Source organism: Bradyrhizobium sp., from assembly GCF_035935975.1.
Taxonomy (GTDB): domain Bacteria; phylum Pseudomonadota; class Alphaproteobacteria; order Rhizobiales; family Xanthobacteraceae; genus Bradyrhizobium.
The window spans coordinates 68595-92720 of the sequence record NZ_DASYWN010000012.1; the positions used below are offsets into that span (position 1 = coordinate 68595).

At 63.6% G+C, this 24126-nt stretch carries 23 protein-coding genes; 17 read left to right on the forward strand and 6 right to left on the reverse strand.

What is annotated here, in order from left to right; all coding sequences use genetic code 11:
• The first annotated feature begins 19 nt into the window (after window positions 1-19).
• The 8 genes from VGR99_RS05500 (at window position 20) to VGR99_RS05535 (ending at window position 7687) form a co-directional block, all read left to right on the forward strand.
• Complete coding sequence (locus VGR99_RS05500) at window positions 20-1402, forward strand: pyruvate dehydrogenase complex E1 component subunit beta (protein ID WP_326897297.1); 1383 nt, start codon at window positions 20-22, stop codon at window positions 1400-1402.
• A 3-nt stretch (window positions 1403-1405) separates the two neighbouring features.
• Window positions 1406-1708 (forward strand): DUF5076 domain-containing protein, encoded by a 303-nt coding sequence (locus VGR99_RS05505; RefSeq protein ID WP_092181243.1) that lies wholly within the window; start codon window positions 1406-1408, stop codon window positions 1706-1708.
• A 2-nt stretch (window positions 1709-1710) separates the two neighbouring features.
• A complete protein-coding gene (locus VGR99_RS05510) occupies window positions 1711-2163 on the forward strand; it encodes a nucleoside deaminase (RefSeq protein ID WP_326897298.1) in 453 nt (150 codons plus the stop codon).
• A 62-nt stretch (window positions 2164-2225) separates the two neighbouring features.
• Window positions 2226-3566, forward strand: coding sequence for a pyruvate dehydrogenase complex dihydrolipoamide acetyltransferase (locus tag VGR99_RS05515; protein ID WP_326897299.1), 1341 nt, complete (start codon window positions 2226-2228; stop codon window positions 3564-3566).
• Window positions 3567-3574: 8 nt separating this feature from the next.
• Window positions 3575-3808 (forward strand): hypothetical protein, encoded by a 234-nt coding sequence (locus VGR99_RS05520; RefSeq protein ID WP_326897300.1) that lies wholly within the window; start codon window positions 3575-3577, stop codon window positions 3806-3808.
• 17 nt (window positions 3809-3825) lie between these two features.
• Complete coding sequence (gene lpdA / locus VGR99_RS05525; RefSeq protein WP_326897301.1) at window positions 3826-5247, forward strand: dihydrolipoyl dehydrogenase; 1422 nt, start codon at window positions 3826-3828, stop codon at window positions 5245-5247.
• 139 nt (window positions 5248-5386) lie between these two features.
• On the forward strand, window positions 5387-6628 hold the full coding sequence (locus VGR99_RS05530) for a threonine synthase (protein ID WP_326897302.1): 1242 nt from the start codon (window positions 5387-5389) through the stop codon (window positions 6626-6628).
• Between the two features lie 87 nt (window positions 6629-6715).
• Window positions 6716-7687: a tripartite tricarboxylate transporter substrate binding protein BugD gene (locus VGR99_RS05535; RefSeq protein WP_326897303.1), complete on the forward strand. Its 972-nt coding sequence runs from the start codon at window positions 6716-6718 to the stop codon at window positions 7685-7687.
• On the opposite strand, the gene VGR99_RS05540 is transcribed toward VGR99_RS05535, so the two are convergent.
• Window positions 7674-9203, reverse strand: a complete 1530-nt coding sequence (locus VGR99_RS05540; protein ID WP_414645088.1) for a DUF459 domain-containing protein — start codon at window positions 9201-9203, stop codon at window positions 7674-7676. The two genes, VGR99_RS05535 and VGR99_RS05540, sit on opposite strands and share 14 nt — an antisense overlap.
• A gap of 216 nt (window positions 9204-9419) precedes the next feature.
• Window positions 9420-9740 (reverse strand): hypothetical protein, encoded by a 321-nt coding sequence (locus tag VGR99_RS05545; protein WP_326897304.1) that lies wholly within the window; start codon window positions 9738-9740, stop codon window positions 9420-9422.
• A 681-nt stretch (window positions 9741-10421) separates the two neighbouring features.
• Here VGR99_RS05545 and VGR99_RS05550 point away from each other — a divergent pair.
• From VGR99_RS05550 to VGR99_RS05560, 3 genes are all read left to right on the forward strand, one after another.
• The gene (locus VGR99_RS05550) at window positions 10422-11294 is read left to right on the forward strand and encodes a transporter (protein WP_326897305.1); all 873 of its coding nucleotides are present in this window, start codon (window positions 10422-10424) and stop codon (window positions 11292-11294) included.
• A 252-nt stretch (window positions 11295-11546) separates the two neighbouring features.
• On the forward strand, window positions 11547-12572 hold the full coding sequence (gene lpxD / locus VGR99_RS05555; RefSeq protein ID WP_326897306.1) for a UDP-3-O-(3-hydroxymyristoyl)glucosamine N-acyltransferase: 1026 nt from the start codon (window positions 11547-11549) through the stop codon (window positions 12570-12572).
• 99 nt (window positions 12573-12671) lie between these two features.
• Window positions 12672-13904, forward strand: a complete 1233-nt coding sequence (locus VGR99_RS05560) for a cyclopropane-fatty-acyl-phospholipid synthase family protein (protein WP_326897307.1) — start codon at window positions 12672-12674, stop codon at window positions 13902-13904.
• A gap of 155 nt (window positions 13905-14059) precedes the next feature.
• On the opposite strand, the gene VGR99_RS05565 is transcribed toward VGR99_RS05560, so the two are convergent.
• The 3 genes from VGR99_RS05565 to VGR99_RS05575 form a co-directional block, all read right to left on the reverse strand.
• On the reverse strand, window positions 14060-14446 hold the full coding sequence (locus tag VGR99_RS05565; RefSeq protein ID WP_326897308.1) for a response regulator transcription factor: 387 nt from the start codon (window positions 14444-14446) through the stop codon (window positions 14060-14062).
• A 96-nt stretch (window positions 14447-14542) separates the two neighbouring features.
• Window positions 14543-15202 (reverse strand): response regulator transcription factor, encoded by a 660-nt coding sequence (locus VGR99_RS05570; RefSeq protein ID WP_414645090.1) that lies wholly within the window; start codon window positions 15200-15202, stop codon window positions 14543-14545.
• 8 nt (window positions 15203-15210) lie between these two features.
• Window positions 15211-17193: a PAS domain S-box protein gene (locus VGR99_RS05575; protein WP_326897310.1), complete on the reverse strand. Its 1983-nt coding sequence runs from the start codon at window positions 17191-17193 to the stop codon at window positions 15211-15213.
• Between the two features lie 798 nt (window positions 17194-17991).
• Between VGR99_RS05575 and VGR99_RS05580 the strand changes: the two genes are divergently transcribed.
• Genes VGR99_RS05580 through VGR99_RS05590 form a run of 3 tightly spaced genes read left to right on the forward strand, consistent with a single transcriptional unit; the run spans window position 17992 to window position 18919 of the window.
• On the forward strand, window positions 17992-18384 hold the full coding sequence (locus VGR99_RS05580) for a hypothetical protein (RefSeq protein WP_326897311.1): 393 nt from the start codon (window positions 17992-17994) through the stop codon (window positions 18382-18384).
• Window positions 18381-18569, forward strand: coding sequence for a hypothetical protein (locus tag VGR99_RS05585; RefSeq protein WP_326897312.1), 189 nt, complete (start codon window positions 18381-18383; stop codon window positions 18567-18569). The genes VGR99_RS05580 and VGR99_RS05585 overlap by 4 nt, the downstream gene beginning before the upstream one ends.
• Entirely contained in the window at window positions 18566-18919 is a 354-nt protein-coding gene (locus VGR99_RS05590) for a hypothetical protein (protein WP_326897313.1), read from the forward strand. Before VGR99_RS05585 ends, VGR99_RS05590 begins: the two co-directional genes overlap by 4 nt.
• Before the next feature lie 75 nt (window positions 18920-18994).
• Here the strand turns inward: VGR99_RS05590 and VGR99_RS05595 are convergent, their stop codons facing one another.
• Window positions 18995-21181: a lytic transglycosylase domain-containing protein gene (locus tag VGR99_RS05595; RefSeq protein WP_326897314.1), complete on the reverse strand. Its 2187-nt coding sequence runs from the start codon at window positions 21179-21181 to the stop codon at window positions 18995-18997.
• 334 nt (window positions 21182-21515) lie between these two features.
• On the opposite strand from VGR99_RS05595, the gene VGR99_RS05600 reads away from it, so the two are divergent.
• The 3 genes from VGR99_RS05600 (at window position 21516) to VGR99_RS05610 (ending at window position 24086) form a co-directional block, all read left to right on the forward strand.
• Entirely contained in the window at window positions 21516-23252 is a 1737-nt protein-coding gene (locus VGR99_RS05600) for an adenylate/guanylate cyclase domain-containing protein (protein ID WP_326897315.1), read from the forward strand.
• Between the two features lie 106 nt (window positions 23253-23358).
• The gene (locus tag VGR99_RS05605; RefSeq protein ID WP_326897316.1) at window positions 23359-23565 is read left to right on the forward strand and encodes a hypothetical protein; all 207 of its coding nucleotides are present in this window, start codon (window positions 23359-23361) and stop codon (window positions 23563-23565) included.
• A 308-nt stretch (window positions 23566-23873) separates the two neighbouring features.
• Window positions 23874-24086 (forward strand): hypothetical protein, encoded by a 213-nt coding sequence (locus tag VGR99_RS05610; protein ID WP_326897317.1) that lies wholly within the window; start codon window positions 23874-23876, stop codon window positions 24084-24086.
• Window positions 24087-24126 lie beyond the last annotated feature (40 nt).

Sequence of the window (24126 nt, forward strand, 5' to 3'; positions counted from 1 at the left end):
GCTTTCTTTTGGAGTCGATATGCCAATTCAAGTGCTGATGCCCGCGCTGTCGCCCACGATGGAAAAGGGCAACCTCGCCAAGTGGCTGAAGAAAGAGGGCGAGCAGATCAAGTCTGGCGACGTCATCGCCGAGATCGAGACCGACAAGGCGACGATGGAGGTCGAGGCGACCGATGAGGGGACGCTCGGCAAGATCCTGATCCCCGAGGGCACCGCCGACGTTGCGGTGAACACGCCGATCGCGACCATTCTCGCCGACGGCGAGAGCGCCGCGGATCTGGCCAAGGCGCCCGCGCCGGCGAAGCCGGCTGCTGAGGCTGCCGCGCCCGCCGCTGCAAAGGCCGAAGCGCCCGCGCCGAAGGCTGCGCCCGCACCGCAGGCGGTCGCCGAGCCCGATCCGGAAGTGCCTGTAGGCACCGAGATGATCACCCAGACCATCCGCGAAGCCTTGCGCGACGCGATGGCCGAAGAGATGCGCCGCGACGCCGACGTCTTCGTGATGGGCGAAGAGGTCGCCGAATATCAGGGCGCCTACAAGGTCACGCAGGGCCTGCTGCAGGAGTTCGGCGCCAAGCGCGTCATCGACACTCCGATCACCGAGCACGGCTTTGCCGGCGTCGGCGTCGGCGCTGCCATGACGGGCCTGAAGCCGATCGTCGAGTTCATGACCTTCAACTTCGCCATGCAGGCGATCGACCAGATCATCAACTCCGCGGCCAAGACGCTCTACATGTCCGGCGGCCAGATGGGCTGCTCGATCGTGTTCCGCGGGCCCAACGGTGCCGCTGCGCGCGTTGCCGCCCAGCACAGCCAGGACTACTCGGCCTGGTACTCGAACATCCCGGGCCTCAAGGTCGTCGCGCCGTTCTCGGCCGCCGATTACAAGGGCCTGCTCAAGGCTGCGATCCGCGATCCCAATCCGGTGATCTTCCTCGAGAACGAGGTGCTCTACGGTCACACCGGCGAGGTGCCCAAGCTCGACGATTTCGTGATTCCGATCGGCAAGGCGCGCATCGTGCGCTCCGGCAGCCACGTCACCCTGATCTCCTGGTCGAACGGCATGACCTATGCCCTCAAGGCCGCCGATGAGCTGGCCAAGGAGGGTATCGAGGCCGAGGTGATCGACCTGCGGACGCTGCGTCCGATGGACACCGAGACCATCGTCAACTCGGTCAAGAAGACCGGCCGTGCCGTCACGGTGGAAGAGGGCTGGGCCCAGAGCGGCGTCGGCGCCGAGATCGCCGCGCGCATCATGGAGAACGCCTTCGACTATCTGGATGCGCCGGTCGCGCGCGTCTCCGGCAAGGACGTGCCGATGCCTTATGCGGCCAACCTGGAGAAGCTCGCGCTGCCCTCGGCGGCTGAAGTGGTCGAGGCCGCCAAAGCCGTCTGCTACAGGTAGATCATGGCGGGCCCCAAGGAGCAGCCACTACCGCCCGACGTCATGACCCGCGAAGACGCGGTCGAGATCCTGCGCGTGTTCGTGCTGGACGGCGGGCTGTCGATGGCGTTCCAGCGGGCCTTCGAGGAGCCCGATATGTGGGGCTTGCTGCTGGTCGATCTCGCCCGTCACGCCGCGCGCGCCTATGCGCGCGAGAGCGAGTATACCGAGGAGGACGCGCTGAACCGGATCCTCGAGATGTTCCAGGCCGAGATCGAGCGTCCGACCGATACCGGCACCACGACGCCGCGCGGGAAGGGGCACTGACTGTGGCGATCGAATCCTATCACTTCGATTTCATGCTCGAGGCGATCCGCGAAGCGGAGGCCTCGATCGCACAGGGCGGCCTGCCGATCGGCGCCGTGCTGACGCGCGACAACAAGATCGTCGCCCGCGGCCACAACAACCGCGTGCAAGAGAACAATCCGATCCTGCATGGCGAGATGAGCTGCCTGCGCGAAGCCGGCGCGATCTCGTTCCACGACACCGTCATGTACACGACGTTATCGCCATGCTCGATGTGCGCGGGCGCGCTCGGTCTGTTCAAGGTGAAGCTGGTGGTGATCGGGGAATCCGTCACCTTCGAGGGATCCAAGGACATCCTCGACAAGTTCGGCATCCCGTGGATCGATCTTGCCGACGACCGCTCCATCGCCATGATGAAGAATTGGCGTTCCATCCCTGCCAATGAGCGCCTGTGGCAGGGCGACATCGGCAACTAAACCTGGTCTGTTCGTCTTCGCTGTCGGAGACGAATTCTTGCAAAGTTCTTCTTGAGGTCAGCATGCCCATCAACATCCTGATGCCCGCTCTCTCGCCGACGATGGAGAAGGGCAACCTCGCCAAGTGGCTGAAGAAGGAAGGCGACAAGGTCAAATCCGGCGACGTGATCGCCGAGATCGAGACCGACAAGGCCACCATGGAGGTCGAGGCCATCGACGAGGGCACGATCGCCAAGATCCTGGTGCCCGAGGGCACGCAGGACGTCCCGGTCAATGACGTGATCGCGGTGCTCGCCGGCGAAGGCGAGGACGTGAAAGCCGCAGGCAGTGCCAAGCCCAGCGCTTCGGCTGCGCCGCCGAAGGCTGCTGAAGCTCCCGCTGCTGCTCCGGCGCCGGCTACTCCCAAGGCTGCGCCTCCCGCCGCAGCGCCTGCGCCGCAGGCCGCAGCCCCGGCCGCGCAGAGCAACGGCCATGCCGGCCGCGTATTCTCCTCGCCGCTGGCGCGCCGCATCGCCAAGGAAGCCGGCATCGACGTCGGCATGGTCACCGGCACCGGCCCGCACGGCCGCGTGGTCGCGCGCGACGTCGAGCAGGCCAAGTCCGGCAAGGGCCTCAAGGCGCCTGCTGCTGCGCCGTCAGGCGCGCCCTCGATCGCGCCGACCATGTCGGACAAGCAGATCCTGTCGCTGTTCGAGCCCGGCTCCTACGACATCGTCCCGCATGACGGCATGCGCCGCACCATCGCGCAGCGCCTGACCGCGTCGATCCAGAACGTCCCGCACTTCTACCTGACCATCGACTGCGACATCGGCAAGCTGCTCGCCGCGCGCGAGGAGATCAACGCCGCCGCGCCGAAGGACAAGGAGAAGAAGCCGCTCTACAAGATCTCGGTCAACGACTTCGTCATCAAGGCGATGGCGGTGGCGCTGCAGAAGATCCCGAACTGCAACGTCAGCTGGACCGAGTCCGGCATGGTGAAGCACCACCATTCCGACGTCGGCGTCGCGGTGGCGATGCCGGGCGGCCTGATCACGCCGATCATCCGCAAGGCCGAGACCAAGACGCTCTCGACCATCTCCAACGAGATGAAGGATTTTGCCGCGCGCGCCCGTTCGCGCAAGCTGAAGCCGGAAGAGTATCAGGGCGGCACCACTGCCGTGTCCAACCTGGGCATGTACGGCATCAGCCACTTCACCGCCGTGATCAACCCGCCGCATGCGACCATCCTTGCGGTCGGCACCAGCGAGGAGAGGCCCGTCGTGCGCGGCGGCAAGATCGAGATCGCGCACATGATGAGCGTGACCCTGTCCTGCGATCACCGCGCCATCGACGGCGCGCTCGGCGCCGAGCTGATCGGTGCGTTCAAGCAGCTCATCGAAAATCCCGTCATGATGATGGTCTGAGATGGCGCATGACGACGCGCTGGCCCTGGATCTCGATGCTGGTTTCGCTGATCCTCACGCTCAGTCCGCTCGGCCGCGACATCGTCTATTCCGCCTTCTTTGCCGGTGAGGCGCTGTCGCGCAACATCTGGGCGCCGATCGCGCTCATCATCTTCGCCGTCATGGCAGCGGTCATTCTCGCGGAATGGCTGATCAGAACTTATATCCTCAATCGCCGCGCCCGCGGCGCAACGACCGCTTGAGTTGAACGGGAGCCGCCATGGCCGATACATCCTTCGACGTCATCATCATCGGCTCCGGTCCCGGCGGCTATGTCACCGCGATCCGCGCCGCCCAGCTAGGCTTCAAGACCGCGATCGTCGAGAAATCCTATCTCGGCGGCATCTGCCTGAACTGGGGCTGCATCCCGACGAAAGCGTTGCTGCGCTCGGCCGAGATCTATCACTACATGCAGCACGCCAAGGATTACGGCCTGTCGGCCGACAACGTCTCGTTCGATCCGAAGGCCGTGGTGCAGCGCTCGCGCGGCGTCTCCAAGCGGCTGAACGACGGCGTCGGCTTCCTGATGAAGAAGAACAAGGTGAGCGTGATCTGGGGCGCCGCCTCGATCGACGCCCCCGGCAAGATCACCGTGAAGAAGTCCGACGTCGAGGCGCCGAAGGGCGCGCTGGGCGAGGGGGCTTATCAGGCCAAACACATCATCGTGGCGACCGGCGCGCGGCCGCGCGTGCTGCCCGGCCTCGAGCCCGACAAGAAGCTGATCTGGACTTATTTCGAAGCGATGGTCCCGGAGCGGATGCCGAAGTCGCTGCTGGTGGTCGGCTCCGGCGCGATCGGCATCGAATTCGCCTCGTTCTTCCACACCATGGGCTCCGACGTCACCGTCGTCGAGGTGCTGCCGCAGATCCTGCCCGTCGAGGACGCCGAGATCGCGGGCCTTGCCCGCAAGCGCCTGGAGAAGCAGGGCATCAAGATCATGTCCTCGACCAAGGTGACGAAGCTCGAGAAGAAGGCCGACAGCGTCGTCGCCACCATCGACGACGGCAAGGGCAAGCCCGTCACCACCGAGTTCGAGCGTGTGATCTCGGCGGTCGGCGTCGTCGGCAATATCGAGAATCTCGGCCTCGAAAAGCTCGGCGTGAAGACCGACCGCGGCTGCATCGTGATCGACGGCTACGGCAAGACCAACGTTCCCGGCATCTACGCGATCGGCGACGTCGCGGGACCCCCGATGCTCGCGCACAAGGCCGAGCATGAGGGCGTGATCTGCATCGAGGCGATCAAAGGCCTGCATCCGCATCCCATGGACAAGAACATGATCCCGGGCTGCACCTATTGCCATCCGCAGGTTGCTTCAGTGGGTCTCACCGAAGCCAAGGCCAAGGAGAACGGCCGCGAGATCCGCGTCGGCCGCTTCCCCTTCGTCGGCAACGGCAAGGCGATCGCGCTCGGCGAGGACCAGGGCCTGGTCAAGGTCATCTTCGACAAGAAGACCGGCCAGCTGCTCGGCGCCCACATGGTCGGCGCTGAGGTGACCGAGCTGATCCAGGGCTATGTCGTCGCCATGAACCTGGAGACGACGGAAGAGGAACTGATGCACACCGTGTTCCCGCATCCGACCCTGTCGGAAATGATGAAGGAAGCCGTGCTGGATGCGTATGGACGCGTCTTGAACATCTGACCGCCGCCGTCATTGCGAGCGAAGCGAAGCAATCCAGAATTTATCCGCGGAAACAGTTGCTTCGTCGCTTCGCTCCTCGCAATGACGAGGCGAACCGCGGTTTGAAGCAGAAACCACAACAACAAGAGGGAATGAACCCATGCACGACAACGACAACCTGACCATCGAGCGCCCGACCTTCGTCACCCATCTCGAATGCGCGATGGAGGGCGATCATTATGCCGCCGACCAGGTCCACAACCTCTCCAAGGCCGGCAAGCCGCTGCTGGTCCGTTACGACCTCGCCGGCGTGAAGAAGGCGCTGACCAAGGATGCGCTTAGCCAGCGGCCCGGCGACATGTGGCGCTACCGCGAGCTGTTGCCAGTGCGCAAATGCAAGGACATCGTCTCGCTCGGTGAAGTCACGACGCCGCTGATCCGGCTGCCCAAGCTCGGCAAGAAGCTCGGCGGCGGCGAGATCATCGTGAAGGACGAGGGACGGCTGCCGACCGGCTCGTTCAAGGCGCGCGGCCTCGTGATGGCGGTGTCGATGGGCAAGGCGCTCGGCATCAAGCACATGGCGATGCCGACCAACGGCAATGCCGGTGCGGCGCTCGCGGCCTATGCCACGTCCTGCGGCATCAAGACCACGATCTTCTGCCCGGCCGACACGCCCGAGGTGAATGTCAGCGAGATCGAGCTGCAGGGCGCCACCGTCTACCGCGTCAACGGCTATATCGACGATTGCGGCAAGATCGTCGGCGAGGGGAAAGCAAAAGTCGGCTGGTTCGACACCTCGACGCTGAAGGAGCCGTACCGGATCGAAGGCAAGAAGACGATGGGCCTCGAACTCGCCGAGCAGCTCGGCTGGGACGTGCCCGACGTGATCTTCTATCCAACCGGCGGCGGCACCGGCCTGATCGGCATGTGGAAGGCGTTCGACGAGCTCGAGAAGATCGGCTTCATCGGAAGCAAGCGCCCGCGCATGGTCGCGGTGCAGGCCGCGGGCTGTGCGCCGATGGTGCGGGCCTACGACGCTGGCACCGAGCATGCGACGCGCTGGGAGGACGCCCACACCATCGCCTCGGGCATCCGCGTGCCGCAGGCGATCGGCGACTTCCTGATCCTGCGCGCCGTGCGCGAGAGCAAGGGTTTTGCGATCGCGGTCGACGACGACAAGATCTCGGCGGCGCTGAACGAGGTCGCGCGCGAGGAGGGGCTGCTGCTCTGCCCTGAGGGCGCCGCGACCTACGCCGCCTACAAGGACAGCCTCGCCGACGGCCGCGTCAGCAAGACCGACCGCGTGATGCTGTTCAACTGCGCCACCGGCCTGAAATATCCGCTGCCGCCGGTCACCCGCACGCTGGATCGCCACAAGCCGATCGATTTTTCGCAGTTCTAGCGCGTCATTTCGTCTCTTCACGAACGAGCCCTCTTCCCGTACGCGAGAAGAGACAAAAACAAAAACGACATCGTTGGGGAGAAGACAATGAAGAAGGCCATCTGGGCCGGGCTGATCGGTATTCTCGCTGTCACCGGCGCCGCGCGCGCCGAGGACTATCCCTCGCACCCCGTCACCATCATCGTGCCGTTCGCGGCCGGCGGCCCGTCGGATGCGATGGCGCGCGTGCTCGCCGAGCGGATGCGCGTCACGCTCGGCCAGCCCCTGGTGATCGAGAACGTCACCGGCGCCGGCGGCTCGATCGGTGTCGGCCGCGCCGTGCAATCGGCGCCGGATGGATACACCATCTCCTTCGGCCATCTCGGCACCCACGTCGCCAACGGCGCCGTCTACAAGCTCAAATACGATCTCGTCGCCGACCTCGAGCCGGTGGTGCTGCTGCCGAGCAATCCGATGATCGTCGTCAGCAAGAACGCGGTGCCCGCGACCTCGCTGAAAGAGCTGATCGAATGGCTGAAGTCGCGGCCGTCGCCGCCGACCGCCGGGACCGCCGGTGCGGGCTCAGGCAGCCACATCGCCGGCGTTTATTTCGAGAGCGTCTCCGGCATCAAGCTGCAATACGTGCCGTATCGCGGCACCGCGCCGGCGCTGAACGATCTCATCGCCGGTCAGATCGACGTCATCGTCGACCAGACCTCCAACTCCATCAACCAGGTCCGCGCCGGCACGATCCGCGCTTACGCCATCACCGACGACAAGCGCCTCGCCTCGGCGCCGGAGATTCCGACCGCGGAGGAGGCGGGCCTGAAGGGCTTCAACATGACGCTGTGGTCGGGCCTATGGGTGCCGAAGGGCACGCCGAAGGAGATCGTCACCAAGCTCAACGCCGCGGCCGTGGAGGCGCTGAACGATCCCGCCGTGAAGAAGCAGCTCGAAAGCCAGGGCCTGGAGATGACGCCGCAGGACCAGCTCACGCCCGAAGCGCTCGGCAGCCGCCAGAAGGCCGAGATCGCCAAATGGTGGCCGATCATCAAGGCCGCGAACATCAAGGTCGATTGAAGCGAGGCCGATGCTTTTTCAACTTTAGCGAGGCCGGCGCTGCCGCTTGGGCGTAAGCGTCGCGCGAGCCATTGGGCGATGCCGATGCCACTGGCGTCTCACCATCGACCTGGTCGCGTCCGACCTCGCGGCGCGGCCAGGTAAAATCGTCAGCGCGGCCGGGCGGAGGATTGAGGGCTTCGCCCTTCACGAGAATGCGCGCGGCGAGCGCGTCGACCGCCGCAGGCCGCGTTCCCGGACCGCCGAGCAATTGATCTGTGTCGAACGACGGCGCCGCCAGCGGCACGATCGGACCCGCCAGCGGCCGCGGCCCCGCTTGGCCGGGCACGGCATTCGCGTCCGGCGTCGCCGGCTCGCTCGGTAGCGCGATCGGCGCCGACGGCGGGGCCAAGAGCAGCGTAATCTCGCGCTCGACATAATGCGCGAGCTTGCGCGCGCCGGCCTTGGTGAAATAGACGCCGTCAGCGGTGCGTAGCTGGCGGATCTGGCCTTCAAAGTCTGGACCTTTCTGCAGGAAGAAGCCCGCCTCGTCGACAAAGCCGTCCCAGACGTCGACATAGGTGAGGCCGGCCTTAGCGGCACCTTGCCGGTACAGCGCATCCAGGAACAGCATGTCCGCGGTGCCTTTTTGGCCACGGATCGCGGGCAGCCCGACCCACAACACCGGTACGCCCTTGCTCTTCAGGACGCTGCTCAACTCCTCGATTTTCTTGGTGTAGAGCTCGATCCAACGTTGGTCATGGAATTCATGGAGGCCGTTCGCCGAACGCGCGGTCTTCTCGGGCGCCGCAGGCGCGTCTGCGTCATCGGGCGACAATTCGCCAGCGACGGACTTGTCGTCTGCCTTGTCGTCTGCCTTGGCCGCGCCAGCCTTGCCGTGTTTGGCGTCGGGCTTTGGGAGCGCGTGCTTCTCGTCGCCTTTCTTCTCGCCCTTCTTGTCGTCCTTGTTTTCGATCACAGGCTCGCGGATAGGGACGCGGTCGCTGATGCCGAGCATGACGACGATCGCGTCGACCTTCGCGGTCGCAACAATGCCCTTGGCGGCCGCGACCCAGTCAGCCGGCTCCCCCTTGGGCTGATATCTGATAAGGCCAGAGATTGTCTTGTGCTTGCGGATCACCCCCATCTCGGGCTGCTCGGAGTAGGCGTCCTCAAGTCCATAGGCGAGCCAGTCGGCCATGGCGTCGCCGAGCACCAGCACATTGCGCTCCGGGATGGTGTCGCGCTTCGCCGGCGCCGGCGCCCTGGAGAAATCCTCGCGCACGGGCGGTGGGGGTTGCCGCCTTTCCCACCGAGGCGCGCGCTGCTGGTACGGATCGAACATGTCGTTACCAAACCAGCCGCCGCCGAACCAGCCGCCGCCGCGTTGTGGCTGCGGCCGCTGCTGAAATCCGCCGAAACTGAAGAACTGCGCCGAGGTGGGATCGCCCATGTTGAGCAACATCCCCGCCGCGATCGCCAGCGCGATCAGCGGACCAGTTCCGGCAAAGATGCCCTTTCCTGGCTTGTCGGACACGTTCTTTGCCCGCACATGACGGACGACCTGCCCCGACATGAGTATAGCGCCAGGTCTCCACAACGACTTTCAGATCATCGTGAAGTGCGATACGCCAATGCAGGCTCCGCGCGGCGACAAGCTCGCGCCGGGCGCGTCCTCTCGACGTAGAGCATCGGTGCGTCGAGCTTCGGAAGCGCGTTCCGCGGAACCTCGTTCTTGCTACGAACTTACGTTCTAGCTGCAACCGGTGATGCGCTTCGCCGCCTTCATGTACTTGAGATGCAGCGAGTTATCGGCGGAATTCGAGTTGCTGCCCGAGACGCGATCTGATTCCAAGCAAGTCTCCAGGTCGAACCTGGTATGCGAGCAGGCGCCCAAGGCGTTCTTCTCCGCCTCTTCCTTCGTGCTTCCGAAACCGACATAAGTCTGAACATTGCCAGCGTCCGTATCTGCCACCGACACAATGTTGATCTCGGAAATGTATAGGGACAAGCACTGGGCGGCCACGACCTCGGCGCGCGCCCCGAACATTCCAAACATCAGAATCGCTAGCATGGCACGTCTCATTTTCCCTCCCTACCGACAGCGCGCCATCTGGCATTGAGCCGTACGGCGGCGGCGACACACCGCTGGTGGATGGTCGGACGCTGCTGTGGAGACAGTGCCCCCAACACGCTGCCACCGCTGGCCATTCAACCTTTGAGTTAGATCAATGTCCGAGCGGCGGCCGAGCCGAAGCTTCCCAGACAGGAAAGCTGACGCCGAGCATTCTCGGGCGACGGGCCGGGTGGAAGATGCCGCCTACTTGGTATGTCACTTTCGCGGTGCATGAACGAGGCGGGTTGCCGAGAAGGCGAAGCCCCCGCGAAACCAGAACGTGCGCGTGCCAAGCTGGACGAGGGCCTGGCTGTATTTGCGGGCACCATCAACCCGCATCTGCCGCGGCAGCTTATCCCGCACACTGCATTCTTGATTGGCTGGCCGACCAGCGAGATGAGTAGCCACCCACGTCTCTTTGCAGGTGATATCCTTCCGACGAGATGAAACCCGTTGTATGGGTAAGACGAGTTGACATTGTTACCTGCAATCTCGCAGCACCCCGCTCTGGGTGCATGGCCTGGTCGGTGAACAATAGACGGTGGCGCACCCATGACGAGTGAGAGGCTCCGTACTCCGCCAAAGTCAATCATCCCGAGGCGGTTGCCCGGCTACTTCGCGCTTGGAGTTTCCGCGTGCGTGCTGGTGGGCGCAGATGCGAACGCCCAGGAGGCGGAACCACGGCTGTACTCGAACGCACCTGTCGGAATGAATTTCCTCGTCGCGGGCTACGTCTATTCCCAGGGTAAGCTGGCGTTCGACCCGAACCTTGCGGTCGCGGACGCAAATTTCGGTTCCAGTACCGGGCTTCTCGCCTATCAAAGGTCGTTTGATTTCGCGGGCAAGTCGGCCAAATTCGATGTCACCGTGCCAGCGTCGTCGTTCTCGGCGCAAGGTTTCGTGGATGGCCAGCCTCGCGAGCGTGAGATATCGGGGCTGGGCGATCCACGATTTCGCGTCTCGGTCAATTTGCTTGGAGCGCCGGCGCTCTCGGTGAAGGAGTTCGCGAGCTACAAGCAGGATCTGATCGTCGGGGTGAGCCTTCAGGTTTTCGCGCCGGTGGGGCAGTACGACGACAGTAAGCTTCTCAACCTCGGCAGCAATCGCTGGTCATTCAAACCAGAACTGGGACTCTCCAAGGCGTGGGGTCCATGGACCTTCGAGATTGCGCCCAGCGTGACATTCTTCACCGACAATAGGGATTTCTTCGTTGGCAATACCTTCTCACAGGCACCGATCTATGCCGTGCAAGGACATATCCTCTATAACTTTCAATCCGGCATATGGATGGCGCTGGACGGGCTGTACTTTGCAGGCGGCCGCACCGCCCTGAATGGTGTGAAGAGCGACAACGAGCAGGCAAATTCGCGGGTCGGGGCTACCCTCGCTCTGCCCATTGACCGGTACAATTCGCTGAAGCTTTCGGCCAGCACCGGAGTCACGACCCGCACCGGCAGCCAGTTCAGCGCCGTCGGCGTGGCCTGGCAGTATCGCTGGGGGGAAGGATACTAGATCCGGCGCATATGGTCGTTGACGTTCGGCGCCCCCGCTGCGGGACTTCGATTTACGCCCATGGACACCCAACGCTCGATGGTCTCTGTGCTGGCGACTCGGCGATAAGCGCCCGGCCTGCAGGAGGATAGACGAGGATGGGCCGCCTGGCGGTCCTACCTATGCTTGATCTAAGTCAATAATGGTCGGAGCGACTCGCTGTTCCAAAAACAACAGAAGATGTCCCGAGGAAGCCCTGACAAGGAATGGGATATGGTCGAAGCAACCGCGGGCAACGCAAGATTCTTTCGCCGGAGTGGGCCGTATCCCCTTGCTGTTGTTGCGGGAGTCGCAGGCGGAATTGCTGACGAACGCGATCTGATCTTCGAAGGCGTGGCCCCCCTGCAGACAGCTGGCCCCAACGAAGTAAGCTTTCTAGACAATCGGCGTTATGCATCGGCACTCGGTCGGACATTGGCCGGTGCCGTAATTGTGCATCCCGATATGGCAGGGCGAGTGCCGGTCAGGACGGTGGCGATCGTAACGACAGACCCGTACGCTGCTTGGGCGCGTGTCGCTGCACTGTTCTATCCCGTTCCGCCGGCTTCTCCCGGTATCCACCCATCCGCCATAGTCGCAGAGGGAGCTATCGTCGATCCGTCGGCGGAGATTGGACCGCTGTCTGTCATCGAAGCCGGAGCAGAGATAGGACCCAACTCCCGGATCGGCCCCTGCGCGCTGATCGGAAGCGGCGTGATCGTGGGGCGTGACTGTCGGATCGGCGCACATGTGAGCTTGAGCCATGCGATTCTAGGAGCACGAGTCTGCGTCTATCCCGGCGCGCGAGTCGGTCAGGAGGGGTTCGGATTCGCCTCCACAACGGATGGATTTGTATCGGTTCCGCAGCTTGGCAGGGCAATTCTAGAAGACGATGTTGAAGTTGGGGCCAATACGACAATTGATCGAGGATCATCTCGAGATACGGTGATCGGCGCGGGCTCCCGTCTCGATAACTTGGTGCAGATTGGCCACAACGTGATCCTCGGCCGGTGTTGTGTGATTGTCGCCCAAGTCGGCATTTCGGGTTCGACTGTGCTTGATGATTTCGTGCGCGTCGGGGGGCAAGCGGGCATGGCCGGGCATCTTCGGATCGGTCAAGGTGCGGAGATCGGAGCGCAAGCGGGCGTCATTTCGGATGTGGCTCCGGGTGCTAAAATTCTTGGAAGCCCTGCTCAGCCGATGAAAGACTTCTTCCGACAAATTGCCACGCTCAAGAAGCTGACCAAGAGAGAGGGATAGGACGTCTTTAGACGTAACCCAACGCCCGTTGAAAACCCGAGACGGGCGCCGTGGAACCTCCTTCTTACAACACTCGCGGCGAGCATGGAGGGCTGCCAGGTGCGTTTATTGTCCAATCTGCTCCGACGCTTCATCCGTCTGGGCACCCTACGCGTGCGCGACGCCGAGGGGAGGGTCCATGTCTTCGGCGAACTCCTGCCCGGGCCCGACGTCGCCATTCACCTCCACGATCGCAGGCTCTATACCAAGCTATTCATCAATCCGGAGTTATATGCTGCCGAGGCCTACATGGACGGCAGACTGACCCTGGAAAACGGTGCCGCGATCCATGATTTTCTGCTGCTGTTCTCGGTCAACCGCGCCGGGCTTTACTCCTATGGCTCACAAAAGCTGATGCGGCGGTTGTGGCGTGGCATGCGCCGCTGGCATCAGGCCAATCCGATCGGGCTCGCCGCCGCTCATGCCCGCCACCACTACGACATCTCGACCGAACTTTACCGTCTGTTCCTTGACGATCAGATGCAGTACTCCTGCGCATATTTTCGCGCCCCCGAGCGTGAAACGCTGGAACAGGCGCAGTGCAACAAGCTTATCCATGCCACCAGCAAGCTACAATTAAGGCCCGGCATGACTGTCGCCGAGATCGGCTCAGGTTGGGGCGGCTTCGCCATTCATCTGGCGCGCGAGACCGGTGCCCAAGTCACCGCGGTCAATGTTTCGCCCGAGCAGATCAAGGCAGCACGCATTCATGCCGAGGCCGCTGGCGTTTCCGATCGCGTCGTCTTTCGCGAGTTGGATTACCGCCAACTCACCGGCCAGTTTGACCGGGTTGTTTCGGTCGGCATGATGGAGCATGTCGGCACTGGACATTTTGACGAGTATTTCCTCAAGATCCGCGAGCTTCTCACGCCTGACGGCTATGCCTTCATCCATTGCATCGGCCGGATGTCGCAGCCCGGCACCACCGGCCCCTTCATCCGCAAATACATCTTTCCTGGTGCCTATGTTCCGGCGCTATCCGAGACCTTCGCGGCCACGGAGCGCTGCGGTCTGTGGTGCGACGACATGGAAGTGCTGCGGTTGCATTATCGCTACACAGTGAAGCACTGGCGGGAGCGCTTCGCCAAAAATAGAGCCCGGGCTGCTGCGATGTATGACGAACGGTTCTGCCGGATGTGGGAATTCTATCTTGCCGCCGTCGAACTCGAATTCCTTCATGGCTCTCACATGGTGTTTCAAATGCTGCTGTCGACCAAACGCGATGCGGTGCCGATCACGCGCGATTTTATGGTCGACTCCGAGCGGGCGTCATGGGCGAAGATGACCGGATAAACGACGCCGATCCGACATTCGGCCACGCGTGTTCGTGGAAACGAGCAATATGACCGCGACGATCTTGTCGGTGACCAATCGGCCCGCATAGGCAGGGGGTGGAGCGGCGAGGCAGCCGTTCCTGCTCTGCATCGCCTTCGGTGACCGCCGGACAATCACTCCATGATTTTGTCGCCTGTTGCCAGCGCCCGCTCCAGGCATTGCATCAGGTCCGCGGCGGCGAACGGCTTGCCGAGAAAGCAGGTTGCTCCGGCCCTGAGCGCACGTATGCGCAGGCTCTCATCCGGGAAAGCTGTGATCAAGATGAAGGGCGTCGCCGAACCCTGCGCGCGCATCTGCGCCAACAGATCGATTCCGGTCTTGAACGGCATCTGCACGTCGGCGACGACGCACGAGGTACGGCTGGAATCGCTCGAGCTCAGAAATTCTTCGGCGGAGGCGAATGTGCGCACGACATACCCGCGCGATTCCAGAAGGTTGTTGATCGCCGCCCGCACGTAAGGGTCATCATCGAGCACCGAAATGACCGAAGCCGCTGACAAGACGTCCGCTCCTCGCCCGGGGATTGCGCTTGCCGTCGCGACGGCCCAACCTGAACACGCAGGGTGGACCTGCCACTCGTCGTTGCAAACTCATACTTAGGTTTGTACGTCGGACCCGCTGGGTCGAATCCCCAGCGCCTCACTCATTCTCACGAGGTCGGCCAGGGACTTCGCGCCCATTTTGCGCATGATATGGCCGCGATAGATCTTGACGGTGATTTCCGCCAATCCGAGTTCGGCGGCCACCTGCTTGTTCATCAGGCCGGACGTCACCAGCGCCAAAACGTCGCGCTCCCGCGAGCTGAGTGACTCGAAGCGTGATCTGACGTCCGAGACCGTCTTGTTGAGATCGCGGCGCTTGCGATCCCGCTCGATCGCGGCCTGGACTGCGTCCAGGATGTCCTGGTCGCGGACCGGCTTGGTCAGGAAATCGATCGCGCCGCCTTTCATCGCCCGAACGGTCATGGGAATATCGGCATGACCGGTAATGAAGATAATAGGCGTGTGGATATTCGCCTTGGCAAGATCGGACTGCAGGTCAAGGCCGCTGGCTCCGGGCAGGCGGATGTCGAGCACCAGGCAACTGGGTACTTGCGGCGGCTTGGCCTGGAGGAGCTGCGGCGCCGAGCCGAACGCTTCCACCTTGAGACCGACCGACTCGAAGAGGTTGGTGAGCGCACGGCGCATGGAGGCGTCATCGTCGACGACGAAGACGATCGGCTGATCGGCGTTCTCCTGCGGTGGCGAAGGCTCCATGCGCTCGGTCACGATGCTTCCTCTCGATGGAGGGGCAGGGTGATCTGAAACGTCGCGCCGCCCGACTGGTTCGGAGCGGCGGAAAGTCGTCCGCCATGGGTCTCGATGATGGAGCGGCAGATCGACAGCCCCATGCCCATGCCGCCGGACTTCGTGGTGAAGAATGGCGTGAACAGGCGATCTATCGCCTGTTCACTGATGCCAACGCCGCGATCGGCGACGCTCACCAGCATCGCGCCCTCGCCATCCGCTGCCGAGCGGATCGCCAGCTCGCGCGGGCGGTCATGGACGTCTTCCATGGCCTCGATCCCGTTCATGATCAGGTTGATCAGGACCTGCTGAAGCTGGATCCGATCGCCAAAGATTTTGGGCAGGGCCGATGACAGCTCCAGGCGCACCGACACGGCGTGGCTGGCCATTTCGCGCTGAACGAGCGCGACGGCCTCGCGCACGACCAGGTTTGCGTCGAGCGGGACCATCTCGATTTCGCTGCGTTTGGCGAGCGCCCGCACGTGACGGATCACGTCGCTGGCACGCTTGCCGTCCTCGGTGATCCACTCCACGGAGCGGCGCGCCGCCTTGAGATCGGGCGGACTGCGCTGCAGCCACGCAAGGCAGGCGTCGGCGTTTGCGATCACTGCAGCGAGAGGCTGGTTGATTTCATGGGCGATTGAAGCCGTCAGCTCGCCCAGTGTCGTGACGCGCGTCACATGGGCGAGTTCGGATTGGGCCCTGCGCAATGCGTCTTCGGCCTGATCGGCCCGGATGGCTGCGGTCACGTCGGTGCAGACGCCGCGATAGCCGAGAAAATTCCCGTCGGCATCGAAGAACGGCTTGCCGCTGGTCCGAACATAGATCGGCTGCCCGTTGCGGTCCTTGCTGCGATACACCAGGTCGCGGAATGGAACATGGGCGTCGAGCGCCGCCCGATGTTGTCGCCATTTTTCCGGTTCGAGATCGGCGTCTGGAGTAATGTCCCAGCGCGTGAGCCCGATAATGCCAACGGGGGCGGGGGCGGTATCGGAGTGCTCCGATATCAGGGTCACGCGGTGGTCGGGCCCCGTCTCCCAAAACCAGTCGGACGCGGTTTCGGCATAGTCGCGAAAGCGCTGCTCGCTCTCGCGCAGCCTTCGCTCCGCCTCCTTGGTCGCCGTGATGTCAGTCACCGATCCGACGAACTCCACGCAACCGGCGGAATCTCGCGTGGCGCGGGCCACCGCTCGGACGTATTTGATGGAGCCGTCGGGCATCACGAGCCGATATTCGTGGTCGTAGTCCTTGCCCTCGCGCGCCGCCCGACCCGTGGTCCGTTCCACCGCGAGCCGGTCCTCGGGGTGGATCCGCTGGAGCATGACCGGGATCCGCGGCTTGCTCCCTTCGTCGCATTGGAAGATGCGATAGGTCTCCTTGGACCATGTGATCTCGCCGGTTGCGGCCCTCCAGCCGAAACTGCCGGTGTGGCTCAATTCCTGCGCCTGGGCGAGATAAGCCTCGCTCTGTCGCAGAGCATTCTCCGCTTCCTTGCGCTCGGTGATGTTCTCGCAGGCGACCAGCACGATCGGGCCGCCATCGGCCCGCAGCATGGTCTTGGCATTCTCGCGCACCCATAGCACCGAGCCGTCCTTGCGTACCTTGCGGATCTCCCAGGTGTGGGACTGATTGACGGTCTCAAGGCACAGTGCAACACACGCGCGGACAAAGTCGCGATCCTCGGCGAAGAAGACATCCAGCACCGATCGGCCGATCAACTCTGCGGCGGTATAGCCCAGTTGCGCGGCGCCGAACGTGTTCACGTTGATCACGGTTCCGGCCGGATCGACCATGAAGTACATGACCGGATTGTGCTCGAAGACTTGCTGCCATTGCTTGACCGCTTCGAGCAAGCCGCCGTCGGGCTCGGTGTTCGGCTTGAGGGCGACAGTTTGCCTGACGCAGCCGGCGAGGAATTGCGCGGCTGACTTCCCGAACGTCGCTGCCCGGCCAGGCTTCATCGCAGACGCTCCAAGAACTCCCTGCGTGAACGCGAGTAGAGCACGTTGCCGCGAGAGGAGCAATTCCGTGCAAAGTCGGATGGGGTGATGGTCGCCTCTGGATTGACCATTCGCCACCTTGGCGATCGCGGCGCGGCAACATCGCTTCTCCGCAGAGTTTTCACCGTGCCCGTGCAGCGGGAGCATCGTGCGCGGTCTCGTTGAACATCACGAGGGCGGGAGCCCCGGTCGAATACGGACAAACCTAGGTATAGCTCCCGTAATCCTAGTCATGTCGGCCATTTTACCTCCGTACAATTGAGCGCTTCGTGCCGGGCAGACTACCCTCACGACCAATCGGGAGTGTCGACCAGCCAATCGCAGCGAGTGCACGAGAGCCGCTCTGAAGCTTGCGGTCGAGGTCTTGCCGACAGGCACGATCAAGGACGAAGCCTCTGCAATTCTCGACACGCAACCGCGATCGTCGCAATTCGCGACCTGCGAGAGGTCGAACGGAACGAACCGGCAAGAGCGCAAGCAACAGTGGGAGACCGCAATGTGTGATGCATCCGTACTTCCTGAGCGTGGCCTATCCGAGTCGAAAGGGTGCTCTTCAGCCAACGACTGCGCGATGTGTGGCGGCAAATTTGGTTTGATCCGCTACTACTCGTGGCGCACGGCGCTCTGCTCCAAGAAATGTGTCGATCGCTTCCGCACACGCCGCGAACGCGACCGCCGGTGGTTGTTTCGGACTCAGTTCGCGCGAGCCTGAATTGGAGAGCTGATATCGTTCCGAAGCGCTGATCCGGGAGCCGTGTCTTGAACCGCCCATGCAAGCTCTTGTGCGCGATCGTTCTGTTCTGCTCCACCGCGACGGTCCAGGCGCAGGAGACCGGACACGGCGCCGTTCATCGCCAGCATCCGCCCCAGGACCAGAGGCTGCACGAAAAATTCTATTCGACCTGGCACATGCCGGATAATCCGAGCCTCAGCTGCTGCAACAGCGCTGACTGCTATCCGACCGACATCAAGTACATCGACGGCCAGATTCATGCGCGGCGCAGGGAGGACGGAAAATACATTCCGGTCCCGCCGCAAAAAGTGGAGCGAAACAGGGACAACCCGGACGGCCGAAACCATCTTTGCGCTCCACCGCCAGCACTGTCTCCGTTGGACGGCGTTTATTGCTTCGCTTTGGGAGGTGCCACATGAGATTCGCGTTCGTGCTGGTGAACGGCCGGACCCCGTTCCGGCAGGCGTGGTGCATGCAGTGCTGCGAGCCGATCAGCGGCAGCTATCTTCGCGAGATGGCGACCCGTCTGCCGTACTGCGACTATCACTGCTACACCTTGTTCTGCGAGTCCCTCGCGCAAGATCGCGTGAGGGCGGCTTCATGAAGTTCGTGCTGGTCAATCACGAGCCCCCGCTAAACGCGTCGACGTGCAGCACATGCTCGCGATCGATCCGGTCCGGCTATGTCCGGCATGTGCGGACACAGCGCCGCTACTGTGACTATGACTGCTACCGCCGGGGCGAGCTCGTGACGCTGTGGATGCCGTGGTCGATGCCTGGGCGCAGAGAGCCGGCTGACTGGAACGCCACCGGAAACATGATCGAGATGTTGGCGGTGCTGAGTGCCGTCTCGTGCTGGAGCTACACGATACAGGTCTGGAGCTTCGCGAGAGTTTTGACCGGCGCATACCTGGACGGTCGCGATCTGATCACGACGGAAGGAGGTGACACCTAGCTGCGCGATCGTACCCGCGCGGAAGCCGCAGCAACGTAACCTGGCAGACGCCGCGTCCAGCCCCGGCGGCATCGACTAGGGAGCGGGTGCTGCGGCTGCCACGGGTGCCGTTGCGCTGACTTCGTGCGTCACCACGCGCTGGTCGCTCTTGCCGGCCATGACGCTGCTGCCTTCGAACCGCGCGCGATAGACCAGCACGTTCTCCATCACCCGCTGGACGTAGTTGCGCGTCTCCGACAGCGGGATGCGCTCGACCCAGTCGACCGGATCGACATTGGGGTCGCGCGGATCGCCGCGCGCCTGGACCCATTCGCGTACCCGGCCGCGGCCGGCATTGTAGCCGGCGAAGGTCATGATCTGGTTGCCGCGATATTCCGACAGCAGCGCGCTGAGCTCGGCTGCGCCCATCTGCGTGTTGTAGACGGGATCGGAGACCATCTTGTCCCAGTCATAGGTCAGGCCGAAGCGCTTTGCGGTGTCGCGTCCGGCTTCCGGCGTCACCTGCATCAGGCCGACCGCGTTCGCCGGCGACTTGTCGCGCTGGTCGAACGAGCTCTCGGTGCGCGCCACCGAGTAGATCACGCTGGTCTCGATCGCGGGCGCGACCTGCTTGTGCTCGGGGATGCCGATGGTCGGGAAGGCGTAATGGTCGAGCGCGAGCCCGCGCGCCAGCGCGGACTTGCCCACCTCGAGCATGACGCGCGCGTCGTTGCGCTGGCCGGCGAGCTCGCCGAGCGCTTCGAGCGCGGCGACGTCGGTGCTCTCCTTGGCGAAATCCTCGGCGTAATAGAACACCATGTCGCGCTCGCCGATACCGTAGAGCATGTCGGCGGCGCGTACGCGCTCATCCGAGGCCGGCGTGTCGGCTGCGGCCAGCACCGGCGAGGGCGGGCGCAGCTCGATGCGGTCGATGCCGAGCTTTGCCCGCGCGAGCTGGCCGTAATAGGCGGTCGAATAGCGCGCGGCGGCCTTGTAGCTCATGCGTGCGTCGGCGGTTGCGCCCATGGCTTCGGCGGCGCGTCCGCGCCAGTAATGGGCGCGCGACAGCGCGATCGGGTTGGCCGAGCCTTCGTCGATGGCTGCGAAATGCATCATCGCCGTCCTGGGATCGTCGAGATAGCGCAGCGCGATCCAGCCGCACATGAAATGATAGTCGACGCGATAGACCTCCATCGCCGGCACGGCTGCGGTGCGCACGACGTCGTAGGCGGTCCTGGACTTGCCCTGGTCGAGCAGCTTTCGCGCCAGCAGGCGGCGCTCGCGCCACCAGGCGTCGGTGTCCTGCGCCGCCATCATGTCGGGCGCGGCGGCGAGGATCACCTCGGCTGCGTCGTCGATGCGGTCCTTCTGGATATGCCATTGCGCACGGCAGAGGACATAGCCGAGATCGCGGCGCGCTTCAGTCGAGACGTCGTCGAGATAGTCCCCGGCCTTGTTCGCCTTGCCGGTGACGGCCGCGCAGGCCTTGACGATCGCGAGCGCATCCTCGCCGAGCCGCTTTGCCACGCGTCTAGCGCCGGCATAGTCCTTGGCGCCGAGCCGCTTGTCCATGCGGGCGCGGTGATCGTCAGCGGTCAGGAGATCGCGGAACGCTTCGTAGGAATCCTCTTCGCTGCGCTCGGACAATTCCTCCGTGCGCCAGGCCTCGCGCACGAGGCGGGTGGCCCGGTCGCTGTCGCCTTCGCCCAGCAGCACGCGGGCGAGCGCGAACTTGCCCTTGGCGCTGATCGGCCGGTCCATGGTGAATTTGTGCACGGTGGCTGCGTCGCTCTTCTCCTGCCACAGCCGCGCCTCGGCGCGGCGGCGGAGCAGGGCGCTGCTCGGCCAGTCCGGATTGGCGGCCAGGAAGCCGGCGTAGCGCTTGAACGGCGCGGTGCTCTCGGAATGGCGCAGCATGAACCAGTCGGCGAGCTTCTGGCCGGCGGGGTCGGCGATGCGGTCGCGCGCCGCGCTCGCATCGTCGCTCTTGCCCTTGCGCGCGAGATCGATGGCGTCCTTCAGCGCGGCGAGATCGCCGGTGAGCGGCGGCGCCTTCGGCTTGTCCGAATCTTCATCGTCCTTCTTGGACTTGCGCTTGGCCTCGGCATGCTTGCCGTGGCGCGACTTCGCGGCAGCGTGACGCTGCTTGCCGCCGGCTTTCGTCTCATGCGTTTTCTTCGACGCGGACGATCTGTGACTGCTCTTCGCTGCCAGCTCGGTTGGAAGAAGGGCCAATGCGGCCACGGCAACGACACACGCGAGCGAGCGTAGGCACTGGTTCATTCGATGGCCCCCTGCGAAACCACTACAAACCAAGGTCCGCGACGACATGCGGCTTGAGAATCAAAAGACGACACCAAACGACGACACCAAACGATGCCATGACATCGTTTCCCATTCCTCACGCTCGTTCAACAATGCGGCAAAAAACGGATGGGAACCCGGGAACTTCCGAAATAACGGAAGGGTAGCGATTTTAACCTTTGTTAACGGATGGGGCTCGCGCGACGGTTGTGTGCGGTCTGGAGCGCCGCGAGGGCCAGATTGCGCGTGTTCCCGCCGCGAAATCCGGTGTATTGAGTTCCCAAGCGTCCTTTCAGCCCTTTACCCATCGCTCATGCCACTTTTCAACCAGTCGATCCGGCGCAAGATCGTCGGCATCGCCCTCGGATTGATCGTCCTGATGCTGGTCACCTCGATCCTGTCGATGGTGATGTCGAGCCAGGTCGGCGTCCTCCTGGACGAGCTGACGAACCGCTACATCCCGGCCTATGGCGATCTGGCGCGCGCCAATATCCGCTCGCTGGAGCGGTCGGTGGCGCTGCGGCGCATGGTCATGATGAAGATGCAGGAAGCCCCGGACGAGGAGGCGTACGCTGCGCGGCTGAAGGAGTTCGAGGAAGCCGACCGCAAGATCGAGGCGGAGACCTCGGAGGCTCGCAAGCACATCAACGCGATCATCGACGATTCCAGGACGCCCTCGGACAATGCCGCGCTGGCGCGGATCGATGCCCATATCGAGACCGCCGTTACAGAGCTGCGCCGGGACATGAACGAGGCGCACGCAAGACTCCTCAAGCAGATCGATGCCAAGCAGATGCCGGAGGCGCGCGGCACGCTGGAGCATCTCGACGCCCTGCGCGACCAGTTCAACCAGCGGATCGACGGCGTTCGCGCCGACATGCTCAAGCAGGTCTTCGCTTCAACCTCGACGGTGATCGGCCGCCAGCATCAGGCGATCATCATCTCGGCTGTCGTCACAATCCTCGCAGCGGTGGTCGGATTTGCCTTTGCGCTATTGGTCTCGAGCGGCATCACCCGGCCGGTCCGCCTGCTGCTCGCCGGCACCCGCGAGGTCGAGGCCGGTCGCTTCGACAAGCCCATCACCGTCTCGACCCAGGACGAGATCGGCGAGCTCGCCGCCGCCTTCAACCGCATGATCGAGCAGCTCAGGCACAATGAGCGCATCCGCGAGACCTTCGGCCGCTACATCGACCCGAAGGTGGTGCAGGGCCTGATCGATCGGCCGGAGGTCGCCATCGACGGCCAGCGCCGGGTGATGACCATCATGTTCTCGGACATGAGCGGCTTCACCTCGATGAGCGAGGGCATGACCCCGCGCGGCCTCGTCAAGGTGATGAACCACTATTTCACGGTGATGTCCGCGCCGATCCGGAACCATCGCGGTGTCATCGACAAATATATCGGCGATGCGATCATGGCCTATTGGGGCCCGCCCTTCATCGAGGAGGGCGAGCCGGCGCTGCTTGCCGGCAATGCGGCCATCGACATGGCCGAGCAGGTGCCCGCGCTACAGAAGCAATTGCCCGACCTGCTCGGCATCCGCGCCATGCCCGTTCCCTGCGATCTGCGCATCGGCATCGCAACCGGCGAGGTCCTGACCGGCAGCATCGGCTCCGAGCTGATGATGAGCTTCACCGTGATGGGCGATGCCGTGAACCTCGCCTCGCGGCTCGAGCTGGTCAACAAGGTCTACGGCACCCGGATCCTGATCGCGCAGGCGACGGCCGACGCGATCGGCGCGGATCTCGAGCTGCGCGAGATCGACCGCCTGGCCGTCGCCGGCCAGAGCGCGCCGCAGGTGATCTTCGAGGTGATGGGCAGGGCCGGCGCACTGACTGGGGCGCAGGAGGCTTTGCGTAAGCACTATACAGAAGGTCTCGCCGCCTATCGCGGCCGCCGCTTCGACGAGGCCCGCGCGGCCTTCAGCGCCGCGCTGGAGAGCGTGCCCGGCGATGGCCCGTCGCGGACCATGCTCGCCCGCATCGCGGAGTTCGAGACGAGTCCGCCGGCAGCCGATTGGGACGGGGCCTGGCGGATGGACAGCAAATAGCCGGGCTACTCCGGAATAATTGATACTACCCCATAACGATGTTTGCAGTGACCTATTTCCCGGGCTTAGGTTGAGTGTCCTTAAGGCGTTTAATGGGGACACGCCGATGACAGAACTTGAGGACAGGCTGGAACGGTTTGAGACGCTCACGGCCGAATGTGAGTTGATCGCCAAGCTCGCCACCGACAGCAACAAGCGGGAATTCTATCTCAAGCTCGCCGGGCACTATTACGAGCTGGCGAACGAGACGCGGCGCGCGGTCGCGTCCAAGGCTGCTGCTGCAACGGCTGCTGCTGCAACGGCTGCCGCTTGAATGGCTGCTGCTGAAACGGTCGATGCCTGGAGGCTGCCGCTTGAACGGTAGTTGCTTCTGGCTGCGAGCGCGAGGTCGCGGCCTGACGTAAGCCCCGGACATGCAAACCGCTGCAGGATGCGCAGAACCATCGCGCGCTTGCGGGCGCTGCGCGGCCGAAAGCCGTTTTTAACGTTTGGCGCGCATCTTCAGAGGATGCGAGGGCACGCTGCGTAGCATCGTTCCTTGCGATGGGAATGCCGGGGTCCGTTGCAACACAACGTGCCTCGTGGTCGCCGCCTTGGCGGCACTTCTTGCAGGGCGATCCCATGCGTGTTGTTGCGGTACTCATCCTCGCGCTGATGACGGCGGCCTGCAATCCGGGACAGGACATCACCGGCTCCACCGCTGCCTGCCCCGCGCGCAACTACAGCTCCTACAATCCCCGCGACATGAACCAGTGCGTCGCAGCCTGCAAGGCGTGTGACCACGGCACCACCGTGACCTGCACCACCTCCTGCACCCTCAAGGGCGCGCGCTGAGCGGGTGGTTCCTTGCTGACGGTGTCCCGGCACCGGAACG

Bases quoted from the DNA above. Each gene is read 5' to 3' on its own strand.
- VGR99_RS05500 (WP_326897297.1), top strand. From the start codon at position 20: ATGCCAATTCAAGTGCTGATGCCCGCGCTGTCGCCCACGATGGAAAAG.
- VGR99_RS05505 (WP_092181243.1), top strand. From the start codon at position 1,406: ATGGCGGGCCCCAAGGAGCAGCCACTACCGCCCGACGTCATGACCCGC.
- VGR99_RS05515 (WP_326897299.1), top strand. From the start codon at position 2,226: ATGCCCATCAACATCCTGATGCCCGCTCTCTCGCCGACGATGGAGAAG.
- VGR99_RS05520 (WP_326897300.1), top strand. From the start codon at position 3,575: ATGACGACGCGCTGGCCCTGGATCTCGATGCTGGTTTCGCTGATCCTC.
- lpdA (WP_326897301.1), top strand. From the start codon at position 3,826: ATGGCCGATACATCCTTCGACGTCATCATCATCGGCTCCGGTCCCGGC.
- VGR99_RS05530 (WP_326897302.1), top strand. From the start codon at position 5,387: ATGCACGACAACGACAACCTGACCATCGAGCGCCCGACCTTCGTCACC.
- VGR99_RS05535 (WP_326897303.1), top strand. From the start codon at position 6,716: ATGAAGAAGGCCATCTGGGCCGGGCTGATCGGTATTCTCGCTGTCACC.
- VGR99_RS05545 (WP_326897304.1), bottom strand. From the start codon at position 9,740: ATGCTAGCGATTCTGATGTTTGGAATGTTCGGGGCGCGCGCCGAGGTC.
- lpxD (WP_326897306.1), top strand. From the start codon at position 11,547: ATGGTCGAAGCAACCGCGGGCAACGCAAGATTCTTTCGCCGGAGTGGG.
- VGR99_RS05570 (WP_414645090.1), bottom strand. From the start codon at position 15,202: ATGGAGCCTTCGCCACCGCAGGAGAACGCCGATCAGCCGATCGTCTTC.
- VGR99_RS05575 (WP_326897310.1), bottom strand. From the start codon at position 17,193: ATGAAGCCTGGCCGGGCAGCGACGTTCGGGAAGTCAGCCGCGCAATTC.
- VGR99_RS05585 (WP_326897312.1), top strand. From the start codon at position 18,381: ATGAGATTCGCGTTCGTGCTGGTGAACGGCCGGACCCCGTTCCGGCAG.
- VGR99_RS05590 (WP_326897313.1), top strand. From the start codon at position 18,566: ATGAAGTTCGTGCTGGTCAATCACGAGCCCCCGCTAAACGCGTCGACG.
- VGR99_RS05595 (WP_326897314.1), bottom strand. From the start codon at position 21,181: ATGAACCAGTGCCTACGCTCGCTCGCGTGTGTCGTTGCCGTGGCCGCA.
- VGR99_RS05600 (WP_326897315.1), top strand. From the start codon at position 21,516: ATGCCACTTTTCAACCAGTCGATCCGGCGCAAGATCGTCGGCATCGCC.
- VGR99_RS05605 (WP_326897316.1), top strand. From the start codon at position 23,359: ATGACAGAACTTGAGGACAGGCTGGAACGGTTTGAGACGCTCACGGCC.
- VGR99_RS05610 (WP_326897317.1), top strand. From the start codon at position 23,874: ATGCGTGTTGTTGCGGTACTCATCCTCGCGCTGATGACGGCGGCCTGC.